11 protein-coding genes and 2 pseudogenes are annotated in these 13,193 nt (G+C 43.7%); 12 read left to right on the forward strand and 1 reads right to left on the reverse strand.

What is annotated here, in order from left to right; genetic code table 11:
- Positions 1 to 845: 845 nt before the first annotated feature.
- The 12 genes and pseudogenes from ACYVIS_RS18605 (at position 846) to ACYVIS_RS18660 (ending at position 11,848) form a co-directional block, all read left to right on the forward strand.
- The gene (locus ACYVIS_RS18605) at positions 846 to 1,790 is read left to right on the forward strand and encodes a Gfo/Idh/MocA family protein (RefSeq protein ID WP_460874708.1); all 945 of its coding nucleotides are present in this window, start codon (positions 846 to 848) and stop codon (positions 1,788 to 1,790) included.
- On the forward strand, positions 1,787 to 2,368 hold the full coding sequence (wbpD, locus tag ACYVIS_RS18610; protein WP_460874709.1) for a UDP-2-acetamido-3-amino-2,3-dideoxy-D-glucuronate N-acetyltransferase: 582 nt from the start codon (positions 1,787 to 1,789) through the stop codon (positions 2,366 to 2,368). Before ACYVIS_RS18605 ends, wbpD begins: the two co-directional genes overlap by 4 nt.
- Before the next feature lie 357 nt (positions 2,369 to 2,725).
- Positions 2,726 to 3,823, forward strand: a complete 1,098-nt coding sequence (locus ACYVIS_RS18615) for a DegT/DnrJ/EryC1/StrS family aminotransferase (RefSeq protein WP_460874710.1) — start codon at positions 2,726 to 2,728, stop codon at positions 3,821 to 3,823.
- A gap of 72 nt (positions 3,824 to 3,895) precedes the next feature.
- On the forward strand, positions 3,896 to 4,993 hold the full coding sequence (gene wecB, locus ACYVIS_RS18620) for a non-hydrolyzing UDP-N-acetylglucosamine 2-epimerase (RefSeq protein WP_460874711.1): 1,098 nt from the start codon (positions 3,896 to 3,898) through the stop codon (positions 4,991 to 4,993).
- Positions 4,994 to 5,070: 77 nt separating this feature from the next.
- Positions 5,071 to 5,856, forward strand: coding sequence for a glycosyltransferase family 2 protein (locus ACYVIS_RS18625; protein WP_460874712.1), 786 nt, complete (start codon positions 5,071 to 5,073; stop codon positions 5,854 to 5,856).
- 233 nt (positions 5,857 to 6,089) lie between these two features.
- Entirely contained in the window at positions 6,090 to 6,965 is an 876-nt protein-coding gene (rfbA, locus tag ACYVIS_RS18630) for a glucose-1-phosphate thymidylyltransferase RfbA (RefSeq protein ID WP_460874713.1), read from the forward strand.
- Positions 6,962 to 7,366, forward strand: coding sequence for a sugar 3,4-ketoisomerase (locus ACYVIS_RS18635; RefSeq protein WP_460874714.1), 405 nt, complete (start codon positions 6,962 to 6,964; stop codon positions 7,364 to 7,366). The genes rfbA and ACYVIS_RS18635 overlap by 4 nt, the downstream gene beginning before the upstream one ends.
- A pseudogene (locus ACYVIS_RS18640) lies at positions 7,359 to 7,535 on the forward strand (WxcM-like domain-containing protein); the annotation flags it as partial. The gene ACYVIS_RS18635 and the pseudogene ACYVIS_RS18640, both read left to right, overlap by 8 nt.
- Positions 7,536 to 7,613: 78 nt before the next feature.
- A pseudogene (locus ACYVIS_RS18645) lies at positions 7,614 to 7,811 on the forward strand (DapH/DapD/GlmU-related protein); the annotation flags it as partial.
- 7 nt (positions 7,812 to 7,818) lie between these two features.
- A complete protein-coding gene (locus tag ACYVIS_RS18650) occupies positions 7,819 to 8,928 on the forward strand; it encodes a DegT/DnrJ/EryC1/StrS family aminotransferase (protein WP_460874715.1) in 1,110 nt (369 codons plus the stop codon).
- 497 nt (positions 8,929 to 9,425) lie between these two features.
- The gene (locus tag ACYVIS_RS18655) at positions 9,426 to 10,703 is read left to right on the forward strand and encodes an oligosaccharide repeat unit polymerase (protein ID WP_460874716.1); all 1,278 of its coding nucleotides are present in this window, start codon (positions 9,426 to 9,428) and stop codon (positions 10,701 to 10,703) included.
- A 26-nt stretch (positions 10,704 to 10,729) separates the two neighbouring features.
- The gene (locus ACYVIS_RS18660; RefSeq protein ID WP_460874717.1) at positions 10,730 to 11,848 is read left to right on the forward strand and encodes a glycosyltransferase family 4 protein; all 1,119 of its coding nucleotides are present in this window, start codon (positions 10,730 to 10,732) and stop codon (positions 11,846 to 11,848) included.
- A gap of 487 nt (positions 11,849 to 12,335) precedes the next feature.
- Here the strand turns inward: ACYVIS_RS18660 and ACYVIS_RS18665 are convergent.
- A partial coding sequence (locus ACYVIS_RS18665) for an SGNH hydrolase domain-containing protein (protein WP_460874718.1) occupies positions 12,336 to 13,193 on the reverse strand: 858 nt, incomplete at its 5' end.

A 13,193-nucleotide genomic window follows, 5' to 3' on the forward strand; every position in this document is an offset into this window, starting at 1 on the left:
AAACAGGCTGGTCCGATTAGGGGGCTGGGGGAGCATTGAGAGGTTTATTTTGGAAGACACTGCCGCGGTCGATAGAAACAATGTTGGTTAATCAATATTTATTAAACGAATATGCATAGCAAGCATCTCTTTGATTAATGACTTTTCGCCAAAAAATCGTAATAGGAAAGACTTTAGATCTTCTCCGCCAATATCTTTTCAGCCAATCCAATATAACTATCGTAAGTATTAGGTGCTTATTAGCGCCGTTTCGTTGTCATTATAGAAATAACTGATCATGCTTATTCCAGAGCCTAGGGGCCAATAATATCCGGTAAAGCAGCGCCGTTAACGCGATTTGTGATTAGTTGTGATTATAGTAGGAAATTAAGAATACAGCGTTCTATGGAGCTTCTGGCTGGCTGGGTGGTTAACCGCGTTGGTAGTGGCGCTCCAACGGCTTCCGACGTACGATTGCTGGTAGATGGCCTCGATTATATTGATCTAGCAGCCACGGTTTTTCTTTGAATGTTGGTATTTCGTAGAGAGCGGTTTAGCGGCTACCGCAATTTTGGTTTTTGGTGATTCGGTAAATTAAGCTTAGCCAAGCTCTGCTAAAATAGCCCATCGGGTGGCGCTACTTGGTTTTGGTAGGATACGAGTTAGCGGTTATTTATTGTTAATGCATTATGATTAGTTATGTTTTCTCTGATTGATCAATGAGTGTGAAAGGCTGCCTATGTTGGCCAAACTCAAATCTGGTTGCTTGATTAATGGTTGAAGATGTGATTCTTTTGGGTGGTCCTAGTAGTTAGCCCGCAGTGTTTTGAGCTGCATACGTGTTAAAAAATTCGTTCTGAGTCATTATGAAAAATTTTGCCCTTATCGGTGCCGCCGGCTACATTGCCCCGCGTCACATGCAAGCCATCAAAACAACTGGCAATGAGTTGGTTGCTGCGTTCGACCCCAACGATTCCGTTGGCATCATTGATAGCCATTTTCCTAACGCCGAATTTTTTACCGAATTCGAGCGCTTCGATCGTTATGTTGATAAGGTGCGTCGCGCGAACGACAGCCGACACATCGACTATGTGTCGATCTGCTCGCCCAACTATCTGCACGATTCGCATATGCGGTTTGCCTTGCGCTCCGGCGCCGATGCCATTTGCGAAAAACCGTTGGTGCTGAATCCGTGGAATATAGACGGTTTGCTTGACATCGAGCGCGACACAGGCCACAAAGTGAACACGATTTTGCAATTGCGTGTGCATCCCTCTATTGTCGCACTGCGGGAAAAGGTCCGGAGCCGAAAGCAGGATACCAAGCACGAGGTGGATCTAACCTACATTACTTCGCGTGGCCACTGGTACCTTCAGTCGTGGAAGGGCGATCTTAAAAAATCCGGCGGCATTGCGACCAATATTGGCGTGCATTTCTTCGATATGCTGCACTTTATCTTCGGAGAATTGCAGGACAATGTCGTGCACCACTCGTCAGATACCAAGGCTGCGGGGTACCTCGAATATGAGCATGCACGTGTAAGGTGGTTTTTGTCGGTTGATGTGGAAAACGTGCCGGAAGCGCAACGTGCTGCGGGGCAGCGCACTTATCGCTCGATTACTGTGGACGGAGAAGAAATCGAATTCTCGGGTGGCTTCACCGATCTGCATAACCGCAGCTACGAAGAAATACTGGCGGGCCGTGGTTATGGGCTGGAAGCCAATCGTACGGCTATTGCCACCGTGGCCGCCATTCGTGGGGCTACTATTGCACCGCTCGTGGGTGATTATCACCCGTTTCTTAAGAAATGACTCATTATCAACATCCGACGGCGATCGTCGATGAGGGGGCACAAATAGGCGACGGTTCACGCGTGTGGCATTTCGTGCATGTGTGCGGCGGAGCCCGCATTGGCAAAGGCGTGTCGATGGGGCAGAACGTCTTTGTCGGGAATAAAGTGCTTATTGGTGACAATTGCAAGATCCAGAACAATGTTTCGATTTACGATAATGTCACTTTGGAAGAAGGGGTTTTTTGTGGCCCCAGCATGGTATTTACCAATGTCTATAATCCACGTTCGTTGGTGGAGCGTAAAAACGAATATCGCGATACTTTGATAAAGAAGGGCGCTACTCTTGGGGCAAACTGCACCATTGTGTGCGGGGTTACTGTTGGCGAGTTCGCCTTTGTGGGGGCTGGGGCAGTGGTTAACAAAGATGTCCCCGCCTATGCCCTGATGGTGGGAGTGCCAGCGCGTCAGATTGGATGGATGAGTGAGTTTGGTGAACAATTGCAACTGCCTTTGAATGGGCAGGGCCAAGCCGTCTGTCAGCATACCGGCGATTGCTATTGCCTTGCAGGCAACGTATTGAGTAAGCATATCGTTTAGCCGGGCTATGCTACGCATAGTTGGGGCCACTCTATCACGTGCCCCGCTTGCAATTCACTCTTGATATGGTCGGCCACAGGCGTATCGATAGCTGCTTGCTCAACCAAGACGCATCGCCACATGCTACCTATTAGCTTTTATATAAGCAGCTATGTGTAATTCGGTTGCTCCTTGTGATTCGAGGCGTGTTCTGTTTGTATTTACTGTTGCCCTCACTACTTTTGGGTGGGCGCTACTTTGGACTGTATTGATCGTCGCGTCTAGGCGGCCTTCACGTGAGGCTTCCCAAAAATTTGCATCATCTTCATGCGTTAAAATGTTGGCCAATCTTCAGTATCCATGTCAAGAGCCTAACTTATGCAATTTATCGACTTAAAAAAGCAGTATCAAATATTGCGCGATCCGATTAATGCGCGCATCCAAGCTGTTTTGGATCATGGCCAGTACATTATGGGGCCAGAGGTTAAAGAGCTTGAGTTGGCACTTCAGGTTTTTACGGGGGCTAAGCATTGCATTACAGTGGCTTCGGGTACTGAGGCTTTATTAATGTCATTAATGGCGCTAGGTGTTAAGCCTGGCGATGAAGTCATTACTACGTCATTCACTTTTATTGCGACGGCGGAAGTGATAGTACTCCTAGGGGCAACTCCAGTGTTTGTTGACGTTGAGGCTGACACCTGCAATATCGATGTGTCTCAGATAGAGGCAAAAATAACTTCGCGCACTAAAGTCATCATGCCGGTTTCCTTATACGGTCAATGTGGCGATATGGACGAGGTGAACGCTATTGCCGCTAAATACGGAATAGCGGTTGTTGAGGATGCCGCACAAAGTTTCGGCGCTACATACAAAGGCAGAAGAAGTTGCAATTTGTCTACCTTAGGTTGTACGAGTTTTTTTCCCAGCAAGCCGTTAGGATGCTATGGCGATGGTGGGGCGATATTTACAAGTGACGATGTATTGGCACAGGCTTTAAGGGAAATTCGGGTGCATGGGCAATCGGCGCGCTATTACCACAGCAGAGTTGGGGTCGGAGGACGTATGGATACACTGCAGTGTGCCATAGTCCTAGGTAAACTTGAACGCTTCAATTGGGAATTAGATAAGCGTGTGGAAATCGGAGGCCGGTACAAGGCACTGTTGGCGTGCATGCCTAATGACGCAAGAACTGTTACCGTGCGATCTGACCGTACCTGTGTGTGGGCACAATTTACACTAATTACGTCTAATCGTGACGAGATTATAAGTCGCTTGAAGGAGGCCAATATCCCAACTGCCATTCATTATCCGCGGCCAATACATGATCAGCCTGCTTATATTCAATATGCAGTGTCCAATGCAACTCCTGTTTCTGATGAGCTAGCACAGCGAGTCTTAAGTTTACCGATGCACCCTGATTTAGATGAGGCTACGCAAGACCTCATTGTGAAAACGCTCCGTGCAGTTACGACGTGAGTTTTACGCTTATAACGTAAACTCTATCGTTTCTTCGTTTATTGGCCATCAAGGTATTTCGGTAAAAGATTTATGGTGAAAATTCTTACAGTATTAGGGGCTCGCCCTCAGTTTATTAAAGCCAGTGTAGTATCCGAGGCTATTCGGCAAAGCGCTCAATTACACGAGGTTGTTGTGCATACAGGGCAGCATTTCGACGGTAATATGTCGGATGTGTTTTTTTCAGAGCTCGATATGCAAGCGCCTCAATATCAGCTCGATATCCACGGAGGCGGGCACGGCAATATGACTGGCCGTATGCTAATAGCTGTGGAACAGGTGCTGGCCCAAGAAAAACCCGATATTGTAATGGTCTATGGGGACACTAACTCTACAATTGCTGGAGCCTTGGCTGCTGTGAAAATGCATATTCCAGTTGCTCATGTAGAAGCGGGTTTGCGGTCATTCAATATGCGCATGCCGGAGGAGATCAATCGTATATTAACTGATCGTATATCGCAGTGGTTATTTACACCGACCGATACTGCCAGTAAGAATTTAAAGCTTGAAGGGCACGCCGAAGATCGCATAAACCAAGTTGGCGATGTTATGTACGATGTTGCGTTATTTCATGGCGCTAAAGTGTGCGAGCATGGCCGCATATTGGAAAAGCTAAGGCAAGCACCAAAATCATACATATTGGCCACCATCCATCGTGCAGAAAATACAGATGATTTCAGTCGATTGTCTAGAATCATCCATGGGTTAATAAAAACAGCCAGCACACTGCCTGTTATATGGCCAATACATCCCCGTACGAAGCAGGTATTAGCTCAACGGAATATGTTAGATGAAGTAGAGCGGGCCATTTCGCTGATTGAGCCAGTAGGGTATCTGGATATGATTCAGTTGGAAAAGTATGCCGCAGTAATTATTACCGATTCTGGTGGGGTTCAGAAGGAAGCTTTTTTTCATGGTGTTCCTTGCATTACTCTCCGCGAGGAGACTGAGTGGACTGAGCTAGTTGCAGGCGGCTGGAATCAACTAATACCGCCGAATGAGCCTTTTGATCTAAGTAATGCACTTAAGTTGGCGTTGAGGCATCGGCCTGAGCCCATGACCCCCTATGGCATTGGAAATGCTGCCCAGCTAATTACTAACGCGCTGGCAAAATCGGTTAGCAGTCGCTAGTCGATTCTTAGCATTATTAAATCTACTGTAGAGATGGCTTCAAGAGTTATTATGTTTTTATATTGTGGAGATTCTGAGTGACCCTTCCATTAGTGTCTGTCGTAATCCCTTGCTATAACCATGCGCAATTTATTGAAGCCGCTATAAAAAGCGTTTTAGCGCAAACATATGAAAACATTCAGTTAATTGTTATTGATGATGGTTCAATTGATGACTCTCTTCAAATAATAAATCAAATTGCACGTGAGCACTCAATTTGTGTTGTAGAACAAACTAACCAAGGGATTTGCAAGACTTTAAACAGAGCCATTAAGGAATTTTCGCATGGTGAATACATTGCTCTTTTGGCTTCTGATGATTATTGGGATCCTAGCAAACTTAAGAAGCAAATGAATATACTGGAATTGAATCCACGCTCTGAGTTTTGCTTTACACAAGCAATGAAGTTTGATTCGGATAAAAAACTTAGGGCAGAAAAAGTATTTCCACGAAAGGCGCTTACTGGACGAGTTACTAAACATGTTTTTTTGCGCCAACACGTTCCAGCGGGCTCGATGGTTTTTTCTCGCAGACTATTTGATCTTCTCAATGGATTTGATGAGACTCTACGTGAAGAGGATTGGGATTTTGTAATTCGTTGTTCGGCTAATACAGAGTTTAGCGCGATACAAGAGCCTCTTTTTTTCTATCGTTCTCATAGTGCAAACACTATGAAGACAAGAGATCGAAAAGAAATTTTTCGACAGAAAGCACTAATTTTATCGAAAAATTTTCATCTTGTTACTCCGATGAGATGGTTCGTAGCGGTTTCACTTCATTTTATTTATGATATTTTTTTAGCCGATTTTTTGAAGGAAAAATGAGAACAGGGCATAATCCTTAAAATTTTTTGTGAGCTCATCTAGGGGATGGCGATTCGTTATTTCATGAAGACAATAGTTTTCACTGACGAACAGTTTTGGTAATGTAAATGGCCTAGACGTATTCTATTATTAGTCTCTATAAAAACATAAACACGAAACAGGTAAATAAGGATGATGTTGTCGCGTAAGTTGTTAAATATTGTACTTTGGTGTCGAAGCTTTAAGGAAAACCTATGAAAGGTATTATTCTTGCGGGCGGTTCAGGCACCCGACTGTACCCAATTACGCAGGGTGTTTCCAAGCAGCTGTTACCAATATACGACAAGCCGATGGTGTATTATCCGCTTTCAGTATTAATGCTGGCAGGTATACGTGATATTTTACTAATCAGCACCCCGGACGATATTAAAGGCTACGAACGCCTCTTGGGCGACGGTAGTCAACTCGGTTTAAGCCTCAGTTACGCTATTCAACCCTCTCCGGATGGCCTGGCCCAGGCGTTTATTATTGGTGAACAGTTCATTGGTGCTCAATCTGTGTGCCTAGTGCTAGGAGACAATATCTTCTATGGGCAGGGGTTTACCCCTATGCTGCAGACAGCTGCTAATCGTCTAAGCGGGGCTACGGTATTCGGTTATCAGGTAAAGGATCCTGAGCGTTTTGGCATAGTGGAATTCGATGCGTATAAAAAAGCAATATCTATTGAAGAAAAACCTACAATACCAAAGTCTAACTATGCTGTTACGGGTCTCTATTTTTATGACAATGAGGTCGTAGAAATTGCAAAACAGGTGAAACCCTCTGAACGAGGGGAGCTTGAAATTACAAGCGTTAATCAAGTATATCTAGAGAGTGGAGCTCTAAACGTAGAAATTCTCGGGCGTGGTTTTGCTTGGCTTGATACTGGCACGCATGAAAGTTTGTTGGAGGCTGGGCATTTTGTGGAAACTATAGAGAAGCGTCAGGGTTACAAGATTGCTTGTCTTGAGGAAATTGCTTTCAATAATGGTTGGCTCAATGTGGATCAAATATACGCAATTGGAAGATCGTTGAGTAAGAATAGCTACGGACAATATCTATTAAGTATAGCGAAGGATGTAACTCTATGAGCTTAATTAGATTATTAAATCTCCCGTCTATTGGGGACGGGCGTGGCAACTTATTTGTAGTTGAAGCCAATAAAAATCTGCCATTTGAAATCAAACGCGTTTACTACATGAGTGGCATGAGTCCTGGCACTGAGCGGGGTTTTCATGCACACAAAGATTTGCAGCAACTTGCAATTTGTGTGGCTGGAAGATGCTGCATAACATTGGACGATGGAGAAAATCGTCAAAGCGTATGGCTCGACTCACCTGCCAAAGGCTTGCTTATTGGAAGTTTGATATGGCGAGAAATGAGTCAGTTTAGCGATGATTGCGTACTTCTAGTGTTTGCTAGCCAGTATTATGATGAGGCTGACTATATACGCGACTACACTCAATTTTGCGCGGCATCTAAACATGTATAGCGCGCACCCGCTGTCCGATATAGTTAATGCGACTATTGGAGAAGGGACCAGAATTTGGCAGTTTGTAGTAATTCTCGCAGGAGCGCAGATCGGCAGGAATTGTAATTTGTGCGCTCATACCCTGATAGAAGGAGATGTCATTATTGGAGACAATGTGACTGTTAAATCGGGAGTCTTTTTATGGGATGGTACGAGAATTGAAGATGATGTTTTTCTCGGGCCAAACGCTACCTTTACGAATGATCCAATGCCTAAGTCGAAAGTGTATCCGGCTTCCTTTTCTGGAGTTACCGTTCGGCGAGGGGCTAGCATTGGGGCCAACGCGACTATATTACCCGGTATTACTATAGGGGAATATGCAATGGTTGGTGCGGGCTCCGTCGTAACGAAGGATGTAGAAGCATATACGATCGTTGTTGGTAATCCCGCAAAAGTTATTAGGCGGTTAGAACATGGTTAAGTTTTTAGATTTGAAAGCCCTCAATAAACAATATAGAGAAGAGCTGCTAACTGCTTGCGCCAAGGTAGTGGATTCTGGCTGGTATATAGCAGGGGATGCACTGTCCATTTTCGAGCGAGAGTTTAGTCACTATTGTGGGACGAAATATTGTGTGGGAGTGGCAAACGGCTTAGATGCTTTGTCACTTACGTTCCGAGCATGGATGGAGCTTGGTCAACTCAAAAAAGGTGACGAGGTAATAGTCCCAGCCAATACCTATATTGCTAGCGTGCTTGCCATAACGTCAAATGGATTAACACCTGTTTTTGTCGAGCCTGATCCCCATAGTTTTAATTTAAGCCCTGCGAAAACTAAGGCCGTAATTACAAAACGGACTCGGGCAATACTACCTGTTCATTTATATGGGCGCCTTGCAGATATGCCTGAGTTAATGGCGTTGGCGGATAAGCATGATTTGCTAGTTTTAGAAGATAGCGCCCAAGCCCATGGTAGCAGTCTTAATAATCGAAAAGCGGGGAATTGGGGCCATGCAGCTGCATTCAGTTTTTATCCGGGTAAAAACCTGGGGGCTTTAGGGGACGCAGGAGCTGTAACTACTAATGATGCTGACCTAGCTAAAACAGTACGAGCTCTAGGTAATTATGGCTCACATGAAAAGTACAGGAATCTTTTTCGAGGATTTAACAGTCGTTTGGATGAAATTCAAGCGGCGATGTTGAGTGTCAAGCTTAAATATTTAGATGACCAAACAGAACGAAGACGAAAAATAGCCCGTTTATATCTTGCTGGCATTAACAATCCACTTATCCAAACCCCGGACTGGGGACATGATGAACAACATGTATGGCATCTTTTTGTTGTACGCTGTAAGCAACGAGCCGAGTTGCAAAAGTACCTAGAACAAGCAGGTGTGCAAACCTTGGTTCATTACCCACTTGCGCCTCACAAGCAACAAGCTTATTCAATGTATAATGCCTTCTCATTTCCAATTACCGAGTCGATTCATGACGAGGTACTCAGCTTACCTATTTCTCCGATTATTCCTGAAACGGATGTTGAGAGAGTTGTTGTTGCTATAAATAAATTTGGCGCAATGGCGTAAAAGTCTCTGGAGGATGCAAAATTTGCTATGGCATTTCTCCTTCACTATTGGCCGGTCTGGTTGGTAAAGCCCTTACGGAAGAAGAGCTTTGATGCTTAAATGAATATGAATTGTAGCGATAAGTTTGATTTATAAATGTGAAAAAGGCTAAAGAATAGCAATGTTGGCCTTAGCTCGAAAAAACACAAAAATGTTGTCTGCGGCTTACGTCAATTGCCGGTTTACCTAGAATGCCGCGCAAGGCTACGTGCGTCAATTAAATTTTAAGTAGGGATGTTTCGTGGCGAATAGACTATCAATAAAAAATGCGCATGCTCGATTGTTTCTGTTGCTCTCAAACTGAACAGGTTGCATGAAATTAAAATACAAGAGTCCGCCGAGGCTAGTAACCTATGCATGTCTTTATTGAGCTTTATACAAAAGAATTTAAGAGCACATCCGGAAGTTTTTATTGTCAAAATACATGAATACCCTGGGTTGAAAAGTGATTGTTTTTTATGTTGAATCTAGCTCTCATCTTGGCGATAAAAGTTTTATTGGAATGGTGTTATACGAATTATGTATATCCTATTTACCATAATACTGCGGATCTATATAGTCTAGATTTTAATATAACAAAATGGTTTGTTTCATATGTATTGACTGTCGTTGTATGGTTGCTATTTAAATTAAGTTTAAATAAATGGAATAGAGTAAGTGGCTTTATATTACTTGTCCAGTTTTTAATTATTGTATTGCCTGCATATGCTCTATTTGGATTAAGGAATACACCAAATTGGCAGATCTTCCTAATAACGCTTGGGTTTCTTGGCCCTATTGTTGTTATTTGGGGTATGCCCAGCATTAAGATCCGTCGCCCTTCACTCCGTACTGCAAACGCGTTTGTATTTATCGGTCTAGGATTAATCGCCTATGTCCTTTTTGGCTTATATTATACGGGTGATATATTTCACATTAATTTTAACTTTAATGATGTATATAACATTCGAGATAAGTATAACGAAACTAAAATAGCAGGATTTGGCTATGTTGTTCCATGGGTATCCTATATTATAAATATAGCCTTTCTAATATATTTTTTCTTTAAAAGAAAATGGCTGATAGTGGCATTGTTATTATTTCTACAAATTATAATTTTTGGCGCAACGAACTTTAAATCATTTTTATTTGCTCCCATAGTGGCAATTGGCATATGCTATTTAGTAAAATATTTGAAGCTGGAACGTGCAATATTTCTTGGCGTGTTGTTTGCGTTTGTTGTTGGGCTATTAGTTCAAATTGCTGGTCAGCCTTTTGGCGCTGGCATGCTGAATCGAGTGTTTTACATGCCTACGGCACTCCATAATCAGTACTTCGAGTATTTTTCAATTCACCCGTTCGCCATGATGTCTGGCACACGCTTTTCTATTTTATTTGATTCATCATCGTCCCAAACTGCTATTGATTTGATCGCAGAGCATTATTGGAAGGGTATATCTTCTTCACCAAATGTTGGTTGGATAGGAGATGCTTTTGCCCAATTTGGGTATTTTGGTGTTTTAATTTATAGTGTGCTTCTTGGTGTGCTTTTAAAAATAGGAGATATTCTCTCTAATAAAATTAGAATGAATTACTTCCCTGTCGAAGGGCTGCTCGTAGGCCCGGCATTGGCGTTTTGTAGCTCTGCGGTCCCCACTGTTTTTCTAACACACGGTTTTTTGATTTTGTTAGTAGCGCTATGGGTATTAGGTGCGTATCAGGAAAAATGCAAAATACCGATTACTAGAGCTAGCTAGCGTTGAATTTTTAAAGAAAAAAAGCCATGGAAAAAATTAAAATTGTACATTTGACCAGTGTTCATTCTAGGTTTGATGTCCGTATTTTTTTGAAAGAATGTAAAAGCTTATCAAAAGCAGGCTTCGATGTTTCACTTATTGTGGCCGATGGAAAGGGTGAGCAAATTGCCGAAAATATTAAAATTTATGATGTAGGAACACAGCCAACACGTTTCAGGCGCATGCTTATTCTTCCATGGAAGATATATCATATAGCAAAAAGAATAAATGCAGACATTATTCATATCCATGACCCAGAATTACTTCCCATAGCATTTATCTTACAAAAATCGGGAAAAGCTGTCATTTATGACTCGCATGAAGATGTTCCTCGTGATATTTTTAGTAAACATTGGATACCTTTTTTTCTAAGAAAGACGCTTTCAATAGGTTTTGAATTGTTTGAAAATTTTGTGGCAGCTAGATTGGCTGGGGTTATTGCAGCTACGCCAACTATTGAAACTCGCTTTTTAAAGATAAATAATAATTGTTTGGCTATTAACAACTATCCGATATTGGAAGAGTTTAATCAAACGCAGCCTAGTTCCGCTTTTCCGCATGCACATGCCATTTGTTATATAGGATTGATTTCATCTATACGCTGCGTAAAAGAAATGCTTCAAGCAGTAGAAATGGCAAATGTAAAATTTATTATGGCGGGCCCATTCGAGAGCTTGCAGCTTGAGCAGGAGGTAAAGCAAACGGAGGCTTGGAAGAATGTTGATTATCGGGGCGTGGTTAGTCGTGCCGCAATGAGCGAAATTTTGGCAGAATCTAGAATAGGCCTTGTATTGTTTTATCCAGAGCCGAACCATATCGAGGCCTTACCAAATAAACTGTTTGAATATATGGCGGCGGGCTTACCAATTCTTGCATCTAACTTCCCACTTTGGGAAAATATTCTTCGAGAAACAGGGGCCGGTGAAGTTGTAGATCCTCTAAGCCCCTCAGATATCGCCAATAAGATAACTACTTTGTTGAGTAGCGAGGAGGATCTTAATAATATGGCTTTATCTGGAATTTCTGCCACTTCTAGTAAATACTCGTGGAGCTTGGAAGAGCAGAAATTGTCCAAATTTTATGAAGGCTTAATGGGAAAAAGATAAGCATCATTTCGTGGCCGTCTTGAAGGCCGGGTATTCCTAGGCCACTTGACGCCTGGCTGATCCCACATCGACACAGCTTACTGCTGTCCAAAGCGATTGGGATGGTCGCGTCCAGGCGCTTTAGGATCGCTTCCAAGGATTCACTGTAAGCATCCGGTGAACACACCTTGAAGGCTTCGGAGGCCTGGTAGAACATACGAGCCCATTATTTTTAATGGTGGACACGTGGACATTATCGATAAACCTCAATTCGGTCAGCGACGCCGCCGCACTTTCGCTCCAGCATTCAAGGTGTAAGCGTCCGGTAAACGCATCTTGAGCTAGCCGCTCGCTCATAAGAGCATAGTGTCCATCAATATAGGTGGACACATGTACACGAGCGAACAGATCGAACCATCTAGGCGCCGACGCCGGCGCGTACATAGTCCAGAATCCAAATCCGAACTGGTATTAAGTTGCCAGCAGGTTGCCTACTTAGCATTCACAGCTAATGACTTGCAATGTTCGGCTGGCTGTTCTGAGCACGTGTTGCAGGTGCCAGTACCGTCAAGATGTCGGATGAAAAAAAATTGATCTGATTTATGGAGCCAAGGATTGAAAGGTGCGCGGCGTCGGAATATGCGATCCTATTGTCGGGCATTGCCGCGCATAAACTATCGTGGCAGAAATACTTGTAGGGATCCAGGAAAAGGATCCCCGCAGTATTTTTCAGGAGCTTCGCTAATTCCCTGTTCTCTTCGTAGCCGATACCTTTATTGGTCGGGAATATTAAGTGAGACATACATTTTGATGGGATGTAATTTGGTCGCTCTAGGCAGGATTTGAGGTTGACGCCATTATATGAGCCGTCGCCAGGAGGTGATCCGAAAACGATGATGTGGCGATGGTTGCCTGCGTAGGATCGAATTTCTTGGATGTTCTGATATAGAAATTCCTCGTATTTTTCTTGGGATGAAAACTGGATGGCGCCTTCATCCCTTCTCCCCAACAACTTAGAATAGCCGCCAGACCAACTTTCGGCAATAAGAATGGGTGCATCATAATCACGGATCAATTGGAGGGCCGCCTCAGTCGCCTTTAGGCACGCAGGGTCGGCTGTGCCGTTCTTGAGCGTGACCAGATGCGGCCCCATCAGGCACCCAGATTCCCAGATGCTAATAGCTTTGAGCTTATGAGCCTTCAATAGATTGTCAAGGCCTCGGGTGAGGTGGCCCGCAAAACTGTCGCCCATGAGAATGGCGCTGACGTGCGTTTGATTGATATCGCCTAGCACCGATTGGCCTCGAGTAAGCGTCATGTGAAGGCCGCCTAGTCGCGGCGTTTGAAACAGTTCAAAGTGGTGCCC

The sequence above is a fragment of the Paralcaligenes ginsengisoli genome (assembly GCF_054781135.1).

What these genes read in the sequence shown, in the direction of transcription:
- ACYVIS_RS18660 (WP_460874717.1), top strand. Translation starts at nt 10,730, where the DNA reads ATGGAAAAAATTAAAATTGTACATTTGACCAGTGTTCATTCTAGGTTT.
- rfbA (WP_460874713.1), top strand. Translation starts at nt 6,090, where the DNA reads ATGAAAGGTATTATTCTTGCGGGCGGTTCAGGCACCCGACTGTACCCA.
- ACYVIS_RS18635 (WP_460874714.1), top strand. Translation starts at nt 6,962, where the DNA reads ATGAGCTTAATTAGATTATTAAATCTCCCGTCTATTGGGGACGGGCGT.
- ACYVIS_RS18615 (WP_460874710.1), top strand. Translation starts at nt 2,726, where the DNA reads ATGCAATTTATCGACTTAAAAAAGCAGTATCAAATATTGCGCGATCCG.
- ACYVIS_RS18605 (WP_460874708.1), top strand. Translation starts at nt 846, where the DNA reads ATGAAAAATTTTGCCCTTATCGGTGCCGCCGGCTACATTGCCCCGCGT.
- wbpD (WP_460874709.1), top strand. Translation starts at nt 1,787, where the DNA reads ATGACTCATTATCAACATCCGACGGCGATCGTCGATGAGGGGGCACAA.
- wecB (WP_460874711.1), top strand. Translation starts at nt 3,896, where the DNA reads ATGGTGAAAATTCTTACAGTATTAGGGGCTCGCCCTCAGTTTATTAAA.
- ACYVIS_RS18650 (WP_460874715.1), top strand. Translation starts at nt 7,819, where the DNA reads ATGGTTAAGTTTTTAGATTTGAAAGCCCTCAATAAACAATATAGAGAA.
- ACYVIS_RS18655 (WP_460874716.1), top strand. Translation starts at nt 9,426, where the DNA reads ATGTTGAATCTAGCTCTCATCTTGGCGATAAAAGTTTTATTGGAATGG.